The 23604-nt window shown below is 28.7% G+C and carries 16 protein-coding genes; 3 read left to right on the top strand and 13 right to left on the bottom strand.

Annotated elements, in window-relative coordinates; genetic code table 11:
- Positions 1 to 183: 183 nt before the first annotated feature.
- The 10 genes from AC4FQV_RS01375 to hflX all read right to left on the bottom strand — a co-directional run bounded on the left by AC4FQV_RS01375 (position 184) and on the right by hflX (position 16371).
- Positions 184 to 774: a hypothetical protein gene (locus AC4FQV_RS01375; protein WP_491163968.1), complete on the bottom strand. Its 591-nt coding sequence runs from the start codon at positions 772 to 774 to the stop codon at positions 184 to 186.
- 112 nt (positions 775 to 886) lie between these two features.
- A complete protein-coding gene (locus AC4FQV_RS01370; protein WP_491163964.1) occupies positions 887 to 4459 on the bottom strand; it encodes a multifunctional 2',3'-cyclic-nucleotide 2'-phosphodiesterase/3'-nucleotidase/5'-nucleotidase in 3573 nt (1190 codons plus the stop codon).
- Positions 4460 to 4646: 187 nt separating this feature from the next.
- On the bottom strand, positions 4647 to 8219 hold the full coding sequence (locus AC4FQV_RS01365; RefSeq protein WP_491163960.1) for a multifunctional 2',3'-cyclic-nucleotide 2'-phosphodiesterase/3'-nucleotidase/5'-nucleotidase: 3573 nt from the start codon (positions 8217 to 8219) through the stop codon (positions 4647 to 4649).
- Between the two features lie 177 nt (positions 8220 to 8396).
- Complete coding sequence (locus AC4FQV_RS01360; RefSeq protein ID WP_491139256.1) at positions 8397 to 9395, bottom strand: tyrosine-protein phosphatase; 999 nt, start codon at positions 9393 to 9395, stop codon at positions 8397 to 8399.
- Positions 9396 to 9846: 451 nt separating this feature from the next.
- The gene (locus AC4FQV_RS01355; protein ID WP_491139257.1) at positions 9847 to 10281 is read right to left on the bottom strand and encodes a globin domain-containing protein; all 435 of its coding nucleotides are present in this window, start codon (positions 10279 to 10281) and stop codon (positions 9847 to 9849) included.
- A 225-nt stretch (positions 10282 to 10506) separates the two neighbouring features.
- Positions 10507 to 11244: a YebC/PmpR family DNA-binding transcriptional regulator gene (locus AC4FQV_RS01350; protein ID WP_491139258.1), complete on the bottom strand. Its 738-nt coding sequence runs from the start codon at positions 11242 to 11244 to the stop codon at positions 10507 to 10509.
- A gap of 128 nt (positions 11245 to 11372) precedes the next feature.
- A complete protein-coding gene (locus AC4FQV_RS01345) occupies positions 11373 to 12020 on the bottom strand; it encodes a YigZ family protein (protein WP_491139259.1) in 648 nt (215 codons plus the stop codon).
- A complete protein-coding gene (locus tag AC4FQV_RS01340; RefSeq protein WP_491163958.1) occupies positions 11983 to 13434 on the bottom strand; it encodes an aminotransferase-like domain-containing protein in 1452 nt (483 codons plus the stop codon). The genes AC4FQV_RS01345 and AC4FQV_RS01340 overlap by 38 nt, the downstream gene beginning before the upstream one ends.
- Positions 13435 to 13449: 15 nt before the next feature.
- On the bottom strand, positions 13450 to 14352 hold the full coding sequence (locus tag AC4FQV_RS01335) for a nucleotidyltransferase domain-containing protein (RefSeq protein WP_491139261.1): 903 nt from the start codon (positions 14350 to 14352) through the stop codon (positions 13450 to 13452).
- A 225-nt stretch (positions 14353 to 14577) separates the two neighbouring features.
- Positions 14578 to 16371, bottom strand: a complete 1794-nt coding sequence (gene hflX, locus AC4FQV_RS01330; protein WP_491163954.1) for a GTPase HflX — start codon at positions 16369 to 16371, stop codon at positions 14578 to 14580.
- A gap of 106 nt (positions 16372 to 16477) precedes the next feature.
- On the opposite strand from hflX, the gene hpt reads away from it, so the two are divergent.
- Entirely contained in the window at positions 16478 to 17005 is a 528-nt protein-coding gene (gene hpt / locus AC4FQV_RS01325; protein ID WP_491139263.1) for a hypoxanthine phosphoribosyltransferase, read from the top strand.
- Positions 17006 to 17035: 30 nt separating this feature from the next.
- On the opposite strand, the gene yunB is transcribed toward hpt, so the two are convergent.
- Positions 17036 to 17701, bottom strand: coding sequence for a sporulation protein YunB (gene yunB, locus AC4FQV_RS01320; protein WP_491163952.1), 666 nt, complete (start codon positions 17699 to 17701; stop codon positions 17036 to 17038).
- A gap of 136 nt (positions 17702 to 17837) precedes the next feature.
- Between yunB and AC4FQV_RS01315 the strand changes: the two genes are divergently transcribed.
- Together AC4FQV_RS01315 and AC4FQV_RS01310 are read left to right on the top strand one after the other, a co-directional pair.
- The gene (locus AC4FQV_RS01315; protein WP_491139265.1) at positions 17838 to 20309 is read left to right on the top strand and encodes a transglycosylase domain-containing protein; all 2472 of its coding nucleotides are present in this window, start codon (positions 17838 to 17840) and stop codon (positions 20307 to 20309) included.
- 290 nt (positions 20310 to 20599) lie between these two features.
- Positions 20600 to 22000, top strand: a complete 1401-nt coding sequence (locus AC4FQV_RS01310; protein WP_491163948.1) for an alanine/glycine:cation symporter family protein — start codon at positions 20600 to 20602, stop codon at positions 21998 to 22000.
- Between the two features lie 33 nt (positions 22001 to 22033).
- On the opposite strand, the gene AC4FQV_RS01305 is transcribed toward AC4FQV_RS01310, so the two are convergent.
- Positions 22034 to 22426 carry a hypothetical protein gene (locus tag AC4FQV_RS01305; protein WP_491139267.1) on the bottom strand — a complete coding sequence of 131 codons (393 nt, stop codon included), beginning with the start codon at positions 22424 to 22426 and terminating at the stop codon, positions 22034 to 22036.
- A 52-nt stretch (positions 22427 to 22478) separates the two neighbouring features.
- Positions 22479 to 23552 carry a GNAT family N-acetyltransferase gene (locus AC4FQV_RS01300; RefSeq protein WP_491163945.1) on the bottom strand — a complete coding sequence of 358 codons (1074 nt, stop codon included), beginning with the start codon at positions 23550 to 23552 and terminating at the stop codon, positions 22479 to 22481.
- Positions 23553 to 23604: the final 52 nt, after the last annotated feature.

Genomic DNA, 23604 nt, shown 5'->3' with positions numbered 1-23604 from the left:
TTAAATCTATATAATACTTTAACATGAAGAAGGAATATTATCAATGAATTAAACAAAATTTACTATTCATTAAAAACACCCTAAACACTCTATTTTACTACACAATGCTTTTTTTAAAATACAAAAAGCTACATCTTAAATAAGATATAGCCTTTAAGTTAAATTTTAAAAATAACCTTTATTTTAACTTATGTAATTTGTTATGTTTTCCTCGCATTCTTCTCTTGTATCATACATTTTTTCAAAACTACTTATTTTTTCTCTATCAACCTCTGGTAAATCCTCTATACTTTTTGTACTAACATCTTCTGGGTTTTCAATAAAGGCTCTTCCGTCTTCTCCTGTTTTAAAAATAGCTATATACCCATCCTTTTCTCCTATGTAATATTTATTAGGCTCTAAAATTCCCATATCAGTTAAAAATACTATTTCCTCCTCAGTAGAAGCAACCAACTCATATCCTTCTTCTTCCATAGACGAAATAAATTCTTCTACACTATATCCTTCAAAATTTTCATTTTTAGCCATTTCTGAAAAGGTAGTTCTATAATCTACTACAACATGGTCATCTAAAGTTCTTCTTGTAAAAACTACATTTAAATTTTCTACTAAGGATTTTTCTTCTTCTTTTATTACCTTAGCATTTGTTTTTTGTATTTTTCTACTATTATAAGAATAAGATAACATATAACTACCTGCAAATATAAAAATTCCTAAAATAATAAAAATTATACCTTTAAGATTCTTATTATTTTTTAGCTTATTAAAATTCATACCATCACCTCATTGGTGATTATTAACAGTTTTATTTTTTTTATACAACTTTTTTTATTTTACTAATAAAAAAGAGAGTGATATTATCTATCACTCTCTAATTGTTTATTTTTTATGCTGATTTATTTTTATTGTTCTTAAATATCATAAATCCACCTAAAGCTAGAACAGCTCCTATAGCACCTACTGCCCCTGCTCCTATAGGCATACCTGTATTTGGTAAGCTTCCATTATTTTCAGAGTCTTGATTTTCACCATTTTCTGAATCTTGGTTTCCACCATTACCTGACTCTGGATTTTCTGGTGTTTCTGGCTTTTCTTCATCAACTGTTGTATCTTCACCTTTTTCTAATAAAGTTGATAAATCTGTTATTGGCTCAATTCCATTTTCTCTCCAATAATTTGTCATTTCATCTCTTATAACTAAATTTGTATCTACTACATTTTTAGCAGCTGAGAAATCATAAGAATCTCCTCCTGTAGCCATAAAGTCATTAGTAACTACTGTATAGTACTTATCATTTTCTAACTTAGTTCCATCAGCTAATCTAACTGAAGTTATTCTATTTCCACTTTCAGCTTCAGGATTATACCAGAACTTAACTCCTGCATGTTGTCCCCAGCCAAAGTTTTCTGGTTCTATTCCATGCTCTAATACCTTTATTATGTCTGAACCTTTCATTTCCATAGTAACTAAAGTATTATCAAAAGGAAGAATTGTATACATATCTCCAACTGTTATAGTTCCAGCCATTAAAGGTGCTCTTACACCACCACCATTAGTTATAGCTATATCAACATCAACTATTCTTCTCATAGTTTCTGCTACTGTAGCACCCATTGGACTTACTCCAGCATCTCTGTCGTGAGGTAAATCAACTGCTAAATCAGTAACTTTTTCATTCATTATAGGTCCTAACTCTTCTTCAAAGTTAGCTAAAATTTCTTCCATATTTTTATCAACAGGAAGAGTATCTTTTCTCTTTGAAATATCGTCTAACTTAGTTGAAACTTCTAATTCTCCATTTTCGTCAAATTTTAAATTAACATAACCTAAGTTTCTACCATTTTTATAAGCTTGTATAACAGGAACCCCATTTACTTCTCCCTCTACACTTTGATGACTATGAGCTGAGATTATTGCATCTACACCTTCTACTTTTGCAATATCTACTACTTCTCCTGTTATTTCTCCTGTTTCTTTGTTTTGTTCACTTCCTAAGTGACTTAAAACAACAACAGCATCTACATCTTCTTCATTTTCTAAATAATCTACCCAAGTTTCTGTTGCAGCTACAGGGTCTTTAAATTCTAAATGAGCAACATTATCAGGTTTAGTTTTGTACTCAGTTTCAGGTGTAGCAAGTCCTATAAATCCAACTTTCTTACCTTCTCTCTCAACAATGCCATATGGCTTAGCCCACTCTACAGGTTCTCCTGTTTCTTTTTCATATATATTAGATGCTAAGAAATCAAACTCTCCTGCTTTTGCCCAATCTGGAATATACTCATATCCCCAATCAAATTCATGATTACCTACTGCTGCAAATTCAAGTCCCATTTCTCTTAGCATAGCAGTAACTGGTTCTCCTTTTAAAAGGTTTGACATAGCACTTCCTTGATATATATCTCCACCTGTAACAACTATAGTATTTGGATTTTCTTCTTTTACTCTTTTTACTTCTCCAACTAATTTAGCTGCCCCTACATCACTTTTAGATTCAGCTAAAGAACCGTGAAAATCATTGAAAGTAACTATTGGAATTTCAACATCACTTTCTTGTCCATCTCCAACGACAGCTAATACATCATCCCAAGTTACAGCTTTAGCATTTGCTGTTCTTCCATCTTCTGATGTTGGTAATTTTATTTTTCCTTCATTTATAAGCTTAACAGCTAATGCTCTTTGTTCTTCATCCCAATCGTTTCCTGTTATTTTCCAGTTATTATCAACATTTTTAGAAATTTTTCCACCTTTTACATTTTGAATATAATCAACTATTAAATCTCTCATATCTGATATTTCATCATTATTTGTATCATATATTTTTTCATGTTGACCTGGTTCCATAATTCCAGCTGCTAAGCCTGAATTATATCTATAATCATTTACTGATAAATAAACTACGTCTGAATCTTCAACTACTTTTCCGTCTTTTTCAAATCTTAAATTTTCTATTCTTTCACCTGGCTCTTTTGATATGTTTATTTCATAACTTACACCATCAAACATATCATATTTATACATTCTAACATCTTCATTAAAGGATACTGTTAAGTCGCCCTCTTTATAAGTGTTATAGTACATAGAGTTTTCTTCCATGTATCTTTTTAATTGTTTTCCTGTAGTTTTTATAGTATATAATTTATTGTCATATTTATATATATTTGATATATCAGCTTTGCTTATATCTCCTTCATATAAATTTGAAGAAGCACTAAATAAAGCTGCTGCTGATACCATGTATGCATCCTCTGGATTTATATCTTTTGATTCTAAGTGCTTTCTACTATTATATAATTGCACTTCATTTATAAAGTCTGTTATACCTTGGTCTTCAACTAAAGATTGAGGTATTCCTTTTACTTCATTTTTATCTGCTAAATTTCCACCAACTAATTGACCAACTGGTGCTGTTGCATCTGCAATTGCTCTATTGTTAAAATCTGAAAGTAAGGAATTTATTTTTTCATCTTCAGCTACTCCCTTTGTACTTATAAGGTCTGCCTCTTGTCCTACAACTTCTACATTATCTCCATCTTTTCTAACTGTTAATTCTATTTTAGAAACCATTTGTCCATTACTTGTAGGTTGACTTATAACTGCATTATTTATCTTCTCTTCTGGGATATTTGTATGACTATGTCCTGCTACTATAGCAGATACCTCTGGATTCATTTCAGCTATAGCTCTTGCACTATCTCCATTTCCATATTCACTTTCTAAACCTACATGAGATACTACTGCATATACATCAGCACCACCCTCTGGTCTATTTTCAATCTCATCTATTACAAGATTAACTTCTTCAGCAGGATTTTTAGCTTCATATCCCTTTAAGTTTTCTGAATCCCACTTCATTATATGAGGACTTACAACACCTATTAAAGCTACTTCAACTCCATCAAACTCTCTAGTTGTATATCCATCATAAACTCTTTCTCCATCTTTATATAAGTTTGCACATAATACATCTAAATTTTCATTAGCTTGGCTAACCACATTATTAAGGTTGTCCATTCCATAGTTGAATTCATGATTTCCTAAAGAAAAAACATCATATCCTATTGCATTCATTCCCATAATCATAGGGTTTGGACCATTTCTAAATAAGTGATTGAAGTTACCTTGTATAGTGTCTCCATTATCAACTACTATAGTATTAGGATTTGCTTCTTTAGCTTCTTTAACTAATGTAGATATTTGATTTAATCCTCCATCAGATTTTTCATTACGAGCATATTCATAATTCATGAATTTACCATGAAGGTCTGATGTTCCTAAAATCTGAATAGTTACATCTCCCTCTTCTTTTTTTGTACCTTCACCTTTTTTCTCTTCTAAGTTTTCCGGTGCTAAATTTTCAGATGCCATTACAGTAGTCATAGGTGTAGCAATTCCAAAAACCATTGAAGTTGCAACAGCTAGGGCTGTAATTTTTTTATCCCTTACTTTTTTAAGCATATTTTTCCCCCTTTTGGTTTCCTATTATTACAAAAGTAAATTTTATACATATGTATTTTATATCATTTCACGAATATTTTTCAACATTTTATTGTTAAATATCCGTTAAATTTAGTTAACTTTTTAACATAACTAAAAAGCTATTAAAATAAAAAAGTAGCAGATTTCTCTGCTACTTTTTTATTTATTAAGCTACATCTTTATTATTTTTCTTTTTAATAATTATACTACCAGTAAGAGTTGATATAAATCCAATAACTGCTAAAGCTTCTATACCTATAGGATTTCCTGTATTAGGTAAAGATATTACAGTATCTCCCTTAGAATCTTTATCTTTAATGATAGTGTTATCTTTATTTTCTTCTTGACCTACACCTTGTGAATCTTTTTTAGTTTCCTCTATTACAGGTGCAGAATTTTCATTATTATTTCCTTCTTCAATAAGAGTTGATAAATCACTTATTGGATTTATTCCATTTTCTTTCCAATAATTACTTATTTCATCTCTTAATACTTTATTAGTATCTTTAAAATTTCTAGCTTTAGAGAAATCATATCCATCTCCATTAGCTGCCATAAAATCATTAGTAGCTACTTTATAGTATTTATCAGGTTCTAATTTACTTCCATCTAATAATACTATAGAAGTTATTCTTTTTCCTTCTTCAGCATCTTTATTGTACCAGAATTTTACCCCAGCATGCTGACCCCATCCAAAGTTTTTAGGTGCTATTCCATGCTCTAAAACTTTAATTATTTCGCTACCTTTAAGTTCCATAGTTACTATAGTATTATCAAAAGGAAGTATAGTGTACATATCTCCTACAGTTACTATTCCTTTTTTAAGAGGTGCTCTTACTCCACCACCATTATTTATTGCTATATCTGCATTTGTTATTTTTCTCATAGTTTCTGTAACAGTAGCTCCCATTTTACTAAGACCTAAATCTCTATCATGTGGAAGGTCTTCACTTAAATCAGCTACTTTAACATCCAATATTGGTGATAATTCATTTTCATATTTTTCTAAAGTTTTTTCCATATCCTTATCTACTGGTAATTCACTTATTCTTTTTGAAATATCCATACGGTCTATTTCTACATTTAATTTTCCTTCTTTATCAAATTTTAAATCTACAAGACCAATAGAACGACCATTTTTATAAGCTTGTACTATTGGAACTCCGTTAACAATTCCTTTAACAGGCATATGACTATGTGCAGATACTATTGCATCTAGCCCTTTAACCTTTGTAAGATTTGTAACTTCTCCTGTTATTTCCTTTGTATCCTTATCTTGTTGACTTCCTATATGAGTTAAAGCAACTACAGCATCAACTTTTTCTACATCTCTTAAATATTTAACCCACTTTTCTGCTTCTTTGTTAGGGTCTCTAAACTCTAAAGATTCTACATTATCTGGATTTGTTTTATAAGCTGTTTCAGGAGTTGCAAGACCTATAAATCCTATTTTCTTTCCTTCTTTTTCAATAATTCCATAAGGCTTAGCCCATTTTACAGGTTCTCCTGTAGATTTTTCATAAATATTTGAGGCTAAGAAATCAAATCCTCCAGCTTTTGCCCAACTTGGAATTAAATCATATCCCCAATCAAATTCATGATTTCCTATTGCAGAAAAATCAACACCTAGGGCTTTGTTCATATCACTAATTGGATTACCCTTTAAAAGATTAGATAAAGCACTACCTTGATACATATCTCCACCACTTACAACTATAGTGTTTGGATTTTTTTCTTTTAATCTTTTTACTTCTCCAACAAATTTAGCTGCACCAGGGTTTCCACCATTTTCTTTTAAAGAACCGTGAAAATCATTAAAAGTTAAAATAGGAATTTCAACCTCTTTATTTTCCTTTGGCATTTCTTCATTAAACTTTGAAATATCTTCTACAGTTATAGATTTAATATTTGGAGTTCTTCCATTTGAAGAAGTTGGTAAATTTATTTTACCTTCATTTATAAGCTTAACAGCTAATGCTCTTTGATTTTCATCCCAATTATTACCTGTTATTTTCCAATTGTTATCTACATTTCTAGTTATCTCTCCGTGCTTAACATTTATTATATAATCACTTATTAAATCTCTTATAGCTGATATATCATCATTTACTGTATCGTATACTTTTTCATATTGACCTTCATCCATTATTCCTGCAGCTAAGCCTGAATTATATCTATAATCATTTACTGCTAAATAAAGAACATCATTATCCTCAACATTTTTACCATCTTTAGAGAATTTTAAATTTTCTATTCTTTCTCCTGGTTCTTTAGATATATTTATTTCATAATTAACCCCTTCAAACATATCATATTTATACATTCTGACATTTTCATCAAAGGATATAGTTAAATCTCCCTCTTTATACTTGTTAAAGAATTTAGAGTTTTCTTCCATATATTTTTTTAATTGTTTTCCTGTAGTCTTTACAATATATAACTTATTGTCAAATTTATATATGTTAGAAACATCAGCTTTACTTATTGCCCCTTCTTTAAGGTTAGCTTTAGGACTAAATAATGCAGCTGAAGAAACCATATAGGCATTATTTGTATCTATTCCTTTTTTCTCTAAAAACTTTTTAGTGTTATATAATTCTACTTCATTTATAAAATCAGTAACCCCTTGATCTTCAACTATTGATTGAGGAATTCCTTTAACTTCATCAGCTTTTGCTAAATCCCCACCCTTTAGTTCTCCAATCTTTGCAGTTGCATCATTTATAGCTTCCTCATGGAAAGGTTTAAGTACTTTATTTAGTTCTTCATCTTCCTTAACATCCTTAAGGTCTATAAGCTGTGCTTTTTTATCAACAACTTTTACTTTTCCATTTTCTTTTTCTAAAGTTAAATCAAATTTAGAAACATATTTAGCTCTACATGCAGGCTCACTTATTATAGCATTTCCTCTTAACTCTGATTTAACAGCATCATGACTATGTCCCGCAACCACTACACTTACTTCTGGATTTTCTTCAGCAATTTTAGCTGCACTATCTCCGTCTCCATACTCTCCATTTAAACTTGCATGAGAAGTTACAATATATAAATCAGCTCCACCATTTTCTTTTATTTCACCTATTATTTTTTTAACTTCTTCTGTTGGGTCCTTTGCTTCATACCCCTTTAAATTTTGAGAGTCCCATTTCATTATATGAGGAGTTACTACTCCTATTATAGCTACCTTTAAACCACCAACTTCTTTTAAAGTATAAGGATTAAAGACTCTCTTTCCACTTTTGTAAAGGTTACCACATAAAACATGAAGATTAGGATTAGCTTGACTTATAATATTGTTTAACTTATCCATTCCAAAATTAAATTCATGATTTCCTAAAGAATATACATCATAACCTATTTTATTCATAGCAAGTATCATAGGATTTTCTTTATCCATAAATAAATGATTATAATTTCCTTGAATAGTATCTCCATTATCTAAAACTAAAGTATTTGGATTTTTTTCTCTAGCTTCCTTAACTACAGTAGCTACTTGATTTAATCCACCTGAATACTCTCTTCCCTGTGCATAATCATAATTCATAAACTTTCCATGCAAATCAGAGGTTGCAAGTATTTGAATATCCACAGTTTTTTTATCTGAACTTTCTGCTAAAGCTAAATTGCTTTTTTCAGAAATTTCAGCAGCCTTAACTGGTATTGGTAATATAATACTAAATACCATAGCAATTACAACCATTAAAGCTGTAATCTTCTTATTACTAAGCTTCTTTAACATAAATTATCCCCCTTGAAGTTTTATTTGTTATAAAAGTAAATTTTATACATACTAATTGTAACATATATTAATACTTTTTCAATAATTTGTTACATATTTTAATATAAAGTACATATAACAAAAAATAAGACTTAGAATATAAAAATAAACTATTTATATTCTAAGTCTTATTTTTCTCTAATAAAGATACTTATTTCTTATTAATTCTATTTTCTCTTTGCTTAATCCATATTCTTTTAAAAAGTAGGTTTCATAAGTTCCATAAGTACTTTTTATTCTATTTAAACTAAGCTCTATAAACTTCTTTTTAACTCCTAAAACCCCTTCAATTAATTCTTTTATGGTTTCATTTGAGATATGTTTTTCATAAAACTGAAGTATTTTATGATTTTCTCCTTCTAGGTATTTATTACTTAGCATATAATCTTCAATTACTGTTTTTTCTGAAACACCTAAAAGTAATAAGATTAAGGCAGAGCCTAAGCCTGTCCTATCTTTACCTGATGTACAATGTTGTAAAATAGCTAAATTATCAGGATTTTCTACTGTTTTTATAAGTTCTTTAAAAGCTAAATTATCTAAAGGCATTTCAGTATAACCATCCATAAGTATTTTTTCTGGTAATTCTTGTTTACTATCCTTTAATAATATTCCTTTTAAATATGATTCCATATTTAAATTTTGATTATCTAAATTCTTCATTGCAGATATATGTATGTTATTTACTCCTTCAACCTCTCTATCAGGACTTACCTTTACTTCTTCTATAGACCTATAATCAAAGATATTTTTTATTCCTAAGGTTTTAAAATATTCTAAATCCTCTCCTCTTAATTTATTTAAAGCTTCGGAACGATAAAATAATCCCCATTTTATAAACCTTCCATCTCTTGTTTCATATCCACCTAAATCTCTAAAATTACAGAACTTTTTAAGAGGAACTAATCTTTCTGCTAACATAAGATTTTCTTTTTCACCTTTTATAAAATAGAAAGTTCTATTTCTTACCTCTGGGTCTTTAAACTCAAACTCATTTTCACTTTCTATATTTCTAATAAAATTTAATTCTCCATCTAATTTATTAGAATAATATAATTTACCATTAATTTCTTTATTTAAGGTTATTTTTAAAACTTCCTTAGAGACTCTTATTAAATTTCCATTTAACCTCTTCATAAAGTATCATCTCCTATACAAGTAAAATTCTTTTTTTAATTATACTACTTCTCTTTATAATTTGTTAATTATTATTTTAATAGTTAATCTCCTTCGTTAAATTTCACAAAACTTCTTAATTTTTAAATTTTTTTATAAGAATTAATGTTTTTCCATAATATGTATGGTAATATATTATTAAAGGATGTAAACCTTATCTGTTTTATATTTTACTATTTGTTTTTAACTTTAAATTATATAAAACTTTATATAGGTTTAAATATATTTTATTTATGCTTAAGGAGGTACCATGGAATTATTACTTATATTACTATTTTTAATAATGCTTATGACAGCATTCTCAACCTCACTAAGAGACACTATAAAATAGATTAAAATTAAATCTATTTTATAAGTTTATTGTAAATAAAAAAAGACGAGCTTATTTTTATAAGCTCGTCTTATATTTTATTTATCTTTTAGAATAAATTTCTTTTTCATTGTTTATAAATACTTCAGCTATTACTTCATAAGTTTTAGCCCATGCCTCTATAATTTCCTCTGTTGCATCATCTCCTAAAACCTCTTTTATAGCACCTAATAAGTGCTTTCCTACTATTGGATAATGCTCTGGCTTAACCTCTGCATTACAATGTATAAGCCCTATTCTATCTATAACAGGTTTAATAGCCTGTAAGTTGTCTACATTTTGAGCTGCAGCTAATATTGTCATTGCTAAAGCTTTTGGTTGCTCTCCTGATTGTTGCTTGTCCATGTTAAATAAAACCTTAACCTCTGGATTTTGCTCAAACATATTTTTATAGAAAGTTTTAGTAATCTCTAATCCATGAGATTTTAAAACTGGTACTGTACTTTTAATTATATCTATTGTTTTTTGATCTAACATTTTTTCCTCCATGATATTTAATATTAATTGATAACAATTATTAATTACATTATATATTATAATTTATTTTTTACAATAGTATAATTGTTAACTATGCTTTACTATTATGTTAACTATCAAAAAACTATTATTTTAATATGCTTAAATACTATTCTTAAATAAAAAAGCACATATTAAGTAGCAAAATTAATTGCCTCTTAATATGTGCTATATTAATTTATATTTTTATTCATCCCATCCTTCAGGGAATTCTGCATTGTGATAAACCTCTTGAACATCGTCGTCATCTTCAAGTAAATCAAGCATTTTTTGGAACTTCTTAGCATCTTCTTCACTTATTGCACTTTCAGTATCTGGTATCATTTTAACTGATGCTTCTAAGAATTCTAATCCATTTTCCTCTAAAGCTTCTCTTACTGTACCAAAATCTTCAGGTGAAGTTGTAACTATAAATACTTCTTCTTCTGATGAAAAATCTTCTGCTCCAGCATCTAAAGCCATCATCATTATCTCATCTTCATCTAAATCAGCTTTTTCTATTACTATTTCACCCTTCTTTTGGAACATGAAACCAACACATCCTGATGTTCCCATGTTTCCACCACCTTTAGTGAAAGCACTTCTTACATTACCTGCTGATCTATTTTTATTATCTGTTAATACTTCAACCATTACAGCAACTCCTGATGGTCCATATCCTTCATAAACTATTGATTCATAGTTTACTGAATCTCCCTCACCAGCAGCTTTCTTTATAGCTCTTTGAATGTTATCATTTGGCATATTGGCAGCTTTAGCCTTTGCTACAGCATCTTTTAATCTTGAGTTACCATCTAAGTTTGCTCCGCCTTCTTTAACTGCAACGGCAATCTCTTTTCCTATCTTAGTGAATATTTTTCCTCTTTTGGCATCCATTTTACCTTTTTTAGCCTGTATATTATGCCATTTTGAATGTCCTGACATATTTATTCCTCCTAACATATATGTAAACTCTGTTTTAAAATTCTTTAAATATCTAAAAATAACACTTAAACATTATATCATAGAGATTTTTTCTATTCAACTTGGCCCATTTGTCTATATATTTATTCTTAAATCTCCTTATAAAGTCTATTTCCTTCCTTAAAATACACACCTTCTAAGTCCTTGTTTATTTTTACTTTTCCATTTGTAGCTTCAATAAATGCTTCTTCCATTTCATTAACCTTTGTTGTTTCAGCTAATATATATATTTTAACACTATTTGTAAACTCCGTATCTTCTATATGCCAATTATTTTGCCCACATATATATTGTATTTTCCCATAAAGGTCATAATCTATCTCTAAAGAAAGCCTTAATCCATGTACCTTTTCCACAAGCCCTGAAGCATTTATAGCTACTATAGCCCCCTTAGTATAAGCTCTTGTTAAACCACCTGTTCCTAATAAAATTCCTCCAAAGTATCTAGTTACAACAACTACACAATCAGTTATACCTTGCTTTTTTATAACTTCTAATATAGGTATTCCTGCTGTTCCCTGTGGTTCTCCATTATCACTATACCTTTGTATTCCCATATTTTCACCTATTACATAAGCATAACAATTATGTCTTGCATCTTTATGCTTATTATTTATTTCTGCTATAAACTCCTTTGCTTCTTCCTCTGTTGTAACTCTCTTAACATACCCTATAAAAACTGATTTTTTCTCTTCAAATCTATCTTCCGCTTCTTTTTTTACTGTTATATAGCTCATTTATATTGCACCTACCTTTTAATACTTCCTCTATGTTTTTTATACCTCTCTTTATTTTCTCATAATCTATTTGTGAAAATCCAATTCTAAAACTGTTATCTCCATCATTAGGATTTTTAAAAAATATACTTCCAGGAGTTATTATAGTTTGTCTATCTTTAAGTTCATAAAATAATTCCTTAGATGTTATTTTCACATCCTTATTTATTTTTAAAAATAGATTTAACCCTCCCTTTGGCTCACTATAAGATACCATATTTCCTAAGTTATTATTTATAAGTTCCCTTATAAAATTATATCTTTTTGAATATTCTTTATTTAATATTTTTATATTCTCTCTCCAATATCCCTTTGCTATATAATCTTGTAATGCTCTTTGCATAAGACTTGAAGTTGCTATATCACTATTAAATTTTAAAGCTTGAAACTCCTCCTTAAACTTATCTGGAGCTATTAAATATCCCATTCTTATACCAGGAAGAAAAATTTTTGAAAAACTTTTTATATATATTACTCTTTCTGAATCTAAACTTCTGTAAGGAATGTAATCTAAATCTTTTGAATAAACAAGCTCTGAAAGATAATCATCTTCTAATATATAAAAGTCATACTTATAGGCTAAATCTATTATTCTTTTTTTCTTTTCTAAGGAACAACTTATTCCTGTTGGATTTTGAAAATAACTCATTGTATAAAAACACTTTATATTATTTTTTTTTAATAAACTCTCAAATTTATCTATATCTGGTCCATCTTCTTCCATCTTAACTTCTAAAATATTAGCTCTTCTAAGTTTAAAAACTAAAAGTGCTCCTCCATAGGTTGGTTTCTCTACTAAAATATTATCATTTATGTTAACTAAAGACTTACCTACAATATCAATTCCCTGTTGTGCTCCTGAAATTATAAGTATATTATCTAAATTATTTTTTCCCTTCCAAAACTCCTCATTTATACTTCTTCTTAATTCTAGATATCCTAAGGGGTCGCTATACATAAGTGCTTCTACTCCATCTCTAACTAAGACATTATCTAAAACATTCTTTAATCTCTCTACCTTAAAAAAGTTTGCACTTGTAGTTTCTCCAGTAAAATCTATCCAACTTTTTAAATCACCTGAAGCAATTTTTCTAAATAACTCATTATAATCTTGTTTAAAACTTCTACCTAAATCCTTATTCTTAGCATAAGTTCCACTTCCTTGTACTTGATATGCATATCCTTCTTGAACAAGTTTCTTATAGGCATTTATTATAGTTACCTTATTAACATTTAAAAAACTTGAAAGTTCTCTTATAGGAGGTAATTTTTCTCCTTCTAAAATTTTATCATTTTCAATTAAGCTTTTTATCTTTTCATATATTAATAAATACTTACTAAACCCCTCTTTAAACTCTAATTTAAATTTATTCATCTAATACCTCTTAAATTAAAAGTTATCTTTAATTAAATATACCTTCTCTGTTACAAGCTTTGCACCGCAAGGAGAATATCTTTCTCTCCCCTCTTTTTTTACTATATTTTTTTTATAAAGATAACCTAATAATTCTTCAAAATCTATTTTAAATCCTTGAAACTCCTCTGACCTTTTTATTTCTTCCGAACTTAAGTAGTCTTTTTGAGTTTTCATAAAATCAACTAATGCTTTTATTATTCCTCTAATATTTCTATCTAGAAAACTATCAATATAAAAATTCACATATTCTAAAGCTTCTTTATCTGCAGCTTTAAAAATACCATTAACCATTTTTTCAAAATTTTCATCTAACTTCATAAGCATTCCTGTAGAACTTTTAGTTATTAGGTATCCATTAAAATTTAAATACAATCTACTAAAACTATCAACAGAATACATAAGCGCTTCAAAAGCTGCATAAAAATTTTCATTATGAATGCATTTTTTATATAGATTCATATCTTGTATAAGATCACTTAAATAAACAAGATTCCACTTTTCACTATGAGCCTCTGTATAATATTTTATTGATGTAAATTTATCTGATATTTCTTGGTCTTTACAAAAAATTAATTTTGAAGATATAAACTTTCTATGTATTGTGCTACCTGTAATTTCTTCTTGGCAAAAGTTAACTAGAAACTTTTTAGAAACTATCTTTAAATGTGAAGATACTCCTAATTCTTCTCCATAAACATCTCTTATACCTTTAAAATTTCCATCTACAATAACAAATAAATCTATATCAGAGCCTTCCCATATGTCTCCATTTATTATACTTCCAAAGGCAGTTACTGCTATAACATCATCATTTTTTTCAAGGTCTCTTATAACAGATTTAAAAGAATTTTGATACTTTAATATTATTTCACTCAAATTTTTTCCTCCTTAAAAACTCTCCTTTTAAAAAGTCTTAAATATAAACAATTATCCTTTAAATAAAAATATAAATATATCTTCTTAAAAATAGGCTTTACCTATTAAAAATTTGTATCATTATTATTATACTTATATATATTATAATTTATGATTTTAAAAATGTAATAAATAAAAGCTAAATTCTAAAAGAATTTAGCTTTTATTACAAAAAATCAAATATTTTTATACTTCGTATTCTCTACATTTATTTTCTACTTCTTCATCTACCTCTGCTTTTATATATGTTCCTTCTTCTTTATACTCTTCTTCACTTACATTAGCATTTCTATGAAGATAAGCTACAACCTGTTGTGCTGAATAAGGAATTATATATTCTTTACTCTTTAAAGTATAAGGTAATTCTTCACTTATTGCTTCTAATAATTTATCTAAGTTTATTTTTTCCTTTGCAGAAACTCTTACTACCTTACTATATATTTTAGAATACTTATCTTCTAATTCTTTTAATTCTTCTTCAGAAGCCTTATCAATTTTATTAAGAACTAATATTTTAGCTGATTCTAGAGCCTTAAGTTCTCCTAAAACTTTTTCTACAGCTATAATTTCTTCTTTAGCATTATTTGATGAAGCATCTACAACATGACATAGAAGATCTGAATAAATAACTTCTTCTAAGGTTGACTTAAAGGCTTCCACTAATTCATGAGGAAGTTTACTTACAAATCCAACAGTATCAGTTAAGGTAATATCTCTATTATCTGGAAGTTTTATAGCTCTTGTTGTGGTATCTAAGGTTGCAAAAAGCATATCAGCTTCAAAAACCTTATCCTTAACTTGAGTTGCTACAGTAGATGCAGACTCTAAGCATAAAGTATTTCTTAAAGTAGATTTTCCAGCATTAGTATAACCAACTAAAGAAACTTGAGATGTTTTATCCTTACTTCTTCTCTCTCTTTGAGTTTCCCTTATTTTCTTTATTTTTTTAAGCTCAGCTTGAAGGTCATATATTCTCTCTCTTATATGCCTTCTATCTATTTCAAGCTTTTTCTCCCCAGGACCTCTTGTTCCTATTCCTCCACCTGTTCTAGACATAACAGTTCCAAGTCCCATAAGTCTAGAAGCTCTATACTTTAATTGAGCAAGTTCAACTTGAATTTTAGCTTCTCTCGTTTTTGCTCTTCTTGAGAATATTTCTAAAATAAGAGTTGTTCTATCAATTACCTTAACGCCTAAATTAGCTTCAAGATTTTTAACCTGTGCCCCTGATAGTTCATCATCAAAAATTACTAAGTTAGCTCTAGTTAACTGTCTTATATTGGCAATTTCTAAAACCTTTCCTCTTCCTATATAGAAAGATGCATCTATTTTACTCCTATTTTGGAATACTTTTTCTAATGTAGGAATATCACAAGCTTTTGCAAGTTCTTCTAACTCATCTAAACTTTCCTTTGTATCACAACCTACTAAAATAGCTCTCTCACTATCATCTTCCTCAACCTTACTTGTTTTAATAATTTCTTCAATATGATTTATTTTATCTAAAATATTAATTTGTAAGCACTTTTCTATGCTTAAATTAGGAACTTCTTCACTTATAAGAAGTTCATTTTCTACATAACAAAAGCCTAAGGAAGCATCTATTGCTTTTCCTTCATAAACTGCAATAGCCATTATTGTATCTAATTTTAACTTCATTAAAGCTGATATATCTAAGGCTGACAACCTAGAAACTCCACTTGGATGAGTATGTATTATTCTAACTCCTGATAGTCTTTTCTCATGTATATCTATTAAAGGAATTTCTACACTAGAAGAATCCCCTATAGCCACACTTATTACCTTTCCTTTTCTATTTATTCCAACACTTATCTCTCTTTCTATCTGTGAAGATAATCTAGAAATAACTCTTATTATATCTTCTGTACAAATGCTATACTTTGGTACAGTTATTTTATAAAGTTCTTCTAATTCTTTTATAACTGAATTCCTTATTCCATCAGTATTTCCGTGTATCATATATTACCACCTCGTGATATTTATTGTGTTTCTTGACAATTTTCATTTAATTTTATACTATAAATACAATATTGTAAATAATATGGCATAGTTAGGGGAGAAAATAATGGAAGATAAGAATAGAAATATACTACTTTCTGAAGATGAAATTAAAAAACAAATAGCTATCGTAGGTAAAAAAATAACTGAGGATTATAAAGATAAAAATCTTTATGTTCTATCTTTATTAAGAGGAAGTTTCATATTTGCAGCAGATTTAGTTAGAGCAATAGATACTAAAGCTCAAATAGGCTTTATGACTACTTCAAGTTACGGTCATGGTGAAGAAAGTACTGGTGTAGTTAAAGTTGTAAATGATATTCCTGACAATATTGAAGGATTAGATGTTTTAATCGTTGATGATATTATAGATTCTGGTATAACAATGGATTTTGTTATAGACCATGTAAAAAAATTAGGTGCTAAATCTGTTAAAACTTGCACTCTTTTAGATAAACCTTCTAGAAGAAAAGTAGATTTAAAGCCAGATTATTGCTGTTTTGAAATAGAAGACTTATTTGTTGTAGGTTATGGTTTAAATTATGGGGACCATTATAGAAATGTACCTTATATATTTAACTGGGAAAATAATTAAAAGGAAGGGATTATCCCTTCCTTTTAATATTTAATCTAATTCCTTAAGAACATTTCCACCCCAAATACTATCTGGCACCTCTCCAACTATTACGGTATCTGAAATTGGAATTTGATTTACTACCTCAACCTCCTTTGATTGAAGTGGTAATATTATTTTTAAATTGGTTTTTACATTAACTATTATCTTATGTCTTGTTTGATTTATTCCTGCACTTTCAAAAACAGAATCATAAGTTACTAAAACTTTGCCTATAGGTTCCATCTTAACGGTAATACTAGGTCCCCAATAAGACATTATATTATTTTTAGTTATATAACCAATTGGCATCTTTACTCCTATAGAACCTACCTCTTTTATATCTCTTTGAGACTTTATTGCAACTTCTGTAGCTAATTCATTTAACTTTACAGTATCTGCATTAATCATTTTTATTTTCCCTTCTGAATCCTTTTCAACCTTTATAATATCATTATAATTAAATTTTTCAGTATAAACTTCAGCTATATTGCTATTTATAATATCTAAAGTTTTAGCTTGCATTTCAGAATCAGAAACAAGTAATACTGTAGGTGCAATTATTTTATCAAAAACATATATGAAAATTAAAAAACAGGTAATAATTATTACTAGAAAAATTATTAAATATTTTTTAAAATCTATAACTTTACGTTTATTTTTATTTACATAATACAAATATCACACCTCTTACAATTTAGTTTACTCTTAATATTATTATGCTATAATATAATATAATATTTCTTAAAATGTATAATAATATAATTATGTAGTTTTTTAGAAATAGAAAGTTTTATTATGATAGGAGGAAAAAATGACTGAAGAAAAAAGAGAGTTTAATAATAGAAGGCAGAATAAAAAATCTAAAAAAACAAGTAAAGTAAAAAAGTTTTTTAAATGGTTTTTTATAATAATTCTGCTTCTAGGGATAACTGCCGCAACTTTAGCTGGAGTTTATGTTTTATCAATTATACGTTCTTCTCCAGAACTTGATATTGAGGCAATTCAATCTCTAAATCAGCCATCCATTCTTTACGATGACCAGGGAAACTTCATGGATAACGTAATAACTAGAGAACAGCGTTATGTTGTAAAATCAGAAGAAATACCTGCTAATTTAAAAAATGCTTTCGTAGCTATTGAAGATGAAAGATTTTATGAACATAAAGGGATAGACCCTAAGAGAGTTTTTGGGGTAATAGCCTCTAATATTAAAGGCAAACTTTCAGGAAGTAATACAGTTCAAGGTGCATCTACCATAACTCAACAGCTTATAAAAAATGCTGTACTTACTAATGAAGTTAGCTATGAAAGAAAAATTAAAGAAATGTACTTAGCTTTAGAGTTAGAGAAACACCTTTCAAAAGATGAAATCTTAACGACTTATTTAAATACAATTCCAATGGGAGGATACCAATATGGCGTAAGTGCAGCTGCTCAAAGGTTCTTTAGCAAGCCTGTTTCAGACTTAAATTTAATAGAATGTGCTTATTTAGGTGGACTTACTCAAGCTCCTACTTCTTATGATGGTCTTTCAGAAGCAAATAAAAAAGATCCAAGTAGATATTTAAATAGAACTAAAGCTGTTTTATTTAAAATGGAGGAACTTGGATATATATCAAATCAAGAGTATGTTGATGCTATAAATGAAATTGATACAAATGGCATAAAATTTACTCCAAACAATAAATTAAGCAAAACTAACTTCGAGTGGTTTACAAGACCTGCTATAACTCAAGTTAAACAAGACTTAATGAATAAATACAAATACACTCAAGAAGAAGTTGACAAACTTATAGCTAATGGTGGATTAAAAATATATACCTCAATGGATAGAAATCTACAAAATAATGTTCAAAACATTTTAGATGACCCAAATAATTATAGGGCTATAACTAGCAATCCAAATGAGAAAAATGAAGATGGCGTTTACAAATTACAATCTTCAGCAACTATTGTAGATTACAAAACTGGCCATGTTAAAGCCTTAGTAGGAGGAAGAGGAGAACAACCTGCTATGTCTCATAACAGAGCTTACTATGATTTAAAATCCATAGGTTCTGCTACAAAACCTTTAACTGTTTATGGTCCTGCTCTTGACTTAGGCATAGGCGGTGGTGCAGGCTCTGTAGTAAATGATTCATATTTAAGTGAAAAAGAATTAGCATCTACTGGCTATAAAGAACAACCTAAAAATGAATATAATAGCTATATGGGACCTTTAACTTATAGAGAAGCTATAAAAATCTCTAGTAACTTAGCAGCAATAAAGGTTGCTAATGAAGTTGGAGTTTCAAATTCAATAGCTTATGGAGAAAAACTAGGTCTTGTTTATGGTCCTCACTCTAGAGGTATTTCCACAACAGCTTTAGGTCAATTTCAAAATGACCCTAATAATCCTGATGGTGGAAACACATATACTTTAGCTTCTGCCTTTGGAGTATTTGGAAATCAAGGAGTAAAGACTACAGCAAAACTATATACAAAGGTTTTAGATTCTCATGGTAATGTACTTTTAGATACCTCAGTTCCTGAAACAGTTACGGTCTTTACACCACAAACTTCTTATATAGTGTATGATATGCTTAAGGAACAAGTTGAAAATGGTTCTGCAAGACCTGCTAGATTTGGAAACATTCCTGTAGCTGGTAAAACAGGAACTACAACAGGTGATAAAGATTATTTATTTGCAGGTTTAACTCCTTATTACTCTGCTGCTGTTTGGGTTGGTTATGATCAACCAACAGAAATGAGAACTAGTAGTGGTATAGTTACAACACCTATCTTCGGTAAAATAATGGGGGTTGCTCATGAAGGATTACAGTATAAAGAAGTTGAAAAGCCTTCAGGTATAACACAAATTGCAGTTTGTAAAGATTCTGGCTTAAAGCCTACTTCTTATTGCACCGAAGATTATAGAGGAAGTCAAGTTTACTATGACTGGTTTATAGATAAATTTATCCCTACTGAATATTGTAACTACAACCATAAAACAGCTTATTATTCACCGGAACCTAATTCAACAATAAATCAATCTCCTACAGAGGATAAAAAAGATAATACAAATAACTCTCATAGAGATAATGAATCAGATAAAGATGATGATAAAGAAATTGAAAATTCAAATGATAGTCATAGAGATGAAGAAAATGAAAATAATGGAGGAAACTCCTTATTTCCTTCACAAAATAAACCAGGAAATAATAAGCCTAATAACAATAAACCAGAAATAAATCATGGAAACAATCAAAACCAAAATAATCAAAATCATAACCCTATGCAATAGAAAGACATGATTATTGCATTTTAGTATGATTTTAAACAAAGCCACTATGAATTTTTTATTTCATAGTGGCTTTATTGTTAAAATTTTTTTCTCTATATCCTTTGTATATACTAATACTAAAGAATCTTTCTATTTACTTTTTATTAACATTTATTCTCTATACCTCTCCTTCAAAAATCGCACATATGAATAAATCAACATTAGTTCTTGCATTTTTTTATTATTCATATTAAAATTAATTATAAAGATTACGCAAAAATTAAAACATATCACAACAGGAGGAGGAATATATGGAAATACTTAATAATTTTGTAGTTAGTTTTAATGATTTTCTTTGGGGCTATATATTAATTATTTTATTAATTGGTGCTGGACTATTCTTTTCTTTTAAAACTAGATTTGTTCAATTTAGATACATAAAAGAAATGTTTCGTTTATTAGGTGATGGTATAGGAAAATCAAATAAAGAAAAAGGCGGAGTTTCGTCATTCCAAGCCTTTTGTATAAGTACAGCTTCTAGAGTTGGTACTGGTAATATAGCTGGTGTTGCCATAGCCGTAGCTGTTGGTGGTCCTGGGGCTGTTTTTTGGATGTGGCTTATAGCTTTAATAGGCTCTGCATCTAGTTTCGTAGAAAGTACTTTAGCTCAAATATATAAAGTTAGGGATAAAGATTCCTTTAGAGGTGGACCTGCCTACTACATGGAAAAAGGTCTTGGCAAGAGATGGTTAGGTATAATATTTTCAATTCTTATTACAATCTGTTTTGGATTCGTATTTAATGCCGTTCAAGCTAACACAGTAAGTGTTGCCTTCAATAGTGCTTTCGGACTTTCAAGAGGTGCTATAGGTATAATACTAGCAGTTGTAACTGCATTAGTTATCTTCGGTGGAATTCATAGAGTTGCTAAGGTTTCAGAAATAATAGTTCCTATTTTGGCAGTTCTTTATATTCTTGTTGCTCTTATAGTATTAGTTTTAAATATTAGTGAAATACCTTCAGTTTTTAAACTTATATTTGAATCAGCCTTTGGAATAAAGCAATTAACTGCTGGTGGTCTTGGTGCTGCTGTTATGCAAGGTATTAAGAGAGGTTTATTCTCAAATGAAGCTGGTATGGGTAGTGCTCCTAACGCAGCAGCAACTGCTGATGTTAGCCATCCTGTAAAACAAGGATTAATACAAACTTTAGGTGTATTTACAGATACTTTATTAATCTGTTCATGTACAGCATTTATAATACTTCTATCAGGTCAATATGCAGATAGCTCATTAACTGGTATAGAATTAACACAACAAGCTCTTGTTTCACAAATAGGAAGTTTTGGTGCTGGATTTATAGCAATTTGTATATTATTATTTGCCTTTAGTTCTATAGTTGGTAACTTCTATTACGGACAAACTAATATAGAATTTATACACACAAATAAAACCTTATTAAATGTCTATAGGATACTTGTTATCGGAATGGTTCTATTTGGTGCTATGGCAAAAGTTGATTTAGTTTGGAATCTGGCCGATGTCTTTATGGGATTGATGGCTATACTCAATATAATAACCATATTGTTATTAGGAAAATATGCATTCTTAGCTCTTAAGGACTACACAAGTCAAAAGAAAGCTGGAATAAAGGACCCTATATTTAAAGCCTCTTCAATCCCTGGATTAGAAAATGTAGAAGAATGGCAATAACAAAAAAGCTTTGAGATTTTTCTCAAAGCTTTTTTATATTAATCTTTCAAATACAATATTTTTCTCTACAGTTATATCTTCTAAATTTATAGTAATTTTAAAAATTGGTGGGCACCCTTCTTCTCTCCATTTTTTCATATAAGTTGGTGTAGCTTTGTAATTATAATAATAAATTTCTTCATATTCATCTGAAAATTCTAAAACTTCAAGCTTACTATCCTTATTTATACTTATCAAACTCTTATCTAAATTATTTATTATAGGCCAAAAGTATTTCATTGGTATATTATATTTAAACTCATTTTTGACTACTTTACTTTCAAATAAAGCTCTTTTTAATATTCTATTTTCCTTAAGAGCCTCATCAATGTTAGCTCTAAATATAACTTTTCCTCTTTTGTCTTCATCTAATTTTATGTTTATCATCTAATAAACAACTCCTCTTCTTTAAGAATATAAAAAAAGAGTAACTCTTAATTTATAAATCAAGCCTATCTAATAAAGATTCTCCAAATAATTTTTTTATTATGTATTTTATTCCCTCTATTTCAAAGGATTTTTTCTTTATGATTATAAATCTTCCATTATCAATTATGTTTTCATCAGAATAAGTTAAATACTTAACTTCATCCTTTAAAAGTCCTAACCATTCTTTAGAGTAATACGCTTTTAACCCTATTAAAAGGTTGCTTTTTATAAATGGAATTATAGCCTTTCCTATAATACATACAATTTCACAACCATTTATATTATTTAAAAGATTTTCAAAATTAGGATTTTCATAAAAGTTATTGCTATTACTTCCTGGAACAATTATGACATCTAGTTTAGTATCTTTTATAGACTTTAAATCTTTAAATTTTATATCATATGATTTATCTTTTATAAGGTTATCCTCTTCTCCAATTAATTCTACAGAAATTATTTCCTCTCCTAAAGATTTATTTATGCTATTAAATATTTCTAAAAAGCATATAACTGTACTAACTGTCATATTTTCATAAATAAATATACCAAATTTTTTCTTATTTATAACCTTAATTTGCTTTTTAAAATCCTCTTTAAATAATCTATAAGAATATCCTTCCTTGTTCTTATACATTATTTTAAATCCTATCTTTTCAAGTTTGTTTCTATTTTCTTCTAAGTAAACAGTATCTAGCATATATAAACCACCAAACTCATAAAAAAAGCACTCTAAAATAAGTTGAACAGCCTCACTGCCATATCCTAACCCTCTTTTAGAAGCCTCTATTCTAACATTTAACCTAGCTGTTTTAGTTACAGAGTCATATCCATGAAAACTAGCTTCTCCTACAGGATTATTATTATAGTCATAAACTAAGCAATAAAGGTTTCTACCATCTGTAGGACTTACCATCTTTTTATAAAAGCTATCCCATTTGTACCTTGGAAATGATATGGTTTTCCCTACATCTTTCATGCTATCCACATCTCCCCATAATTTCTCTGTATATTCAAGCTCATTTAAGTTTGGTGTTTTTATATAAACTTTTCTTCCCTCTCTCCTATAACAAAGTCTTTTTTCCATAAAATTACCACACCAATCATTTATTAATTCAAGAGTATTTTATCATAAATTA

The sequence above is a fragment of the Clostridium sp. TJA038 genome (assembly GCF_058310255.1).
Note: the sequence above shows the minus strand (reverse complement) of the source record. Positions and strands in the feature narration are given on the sequence as shown.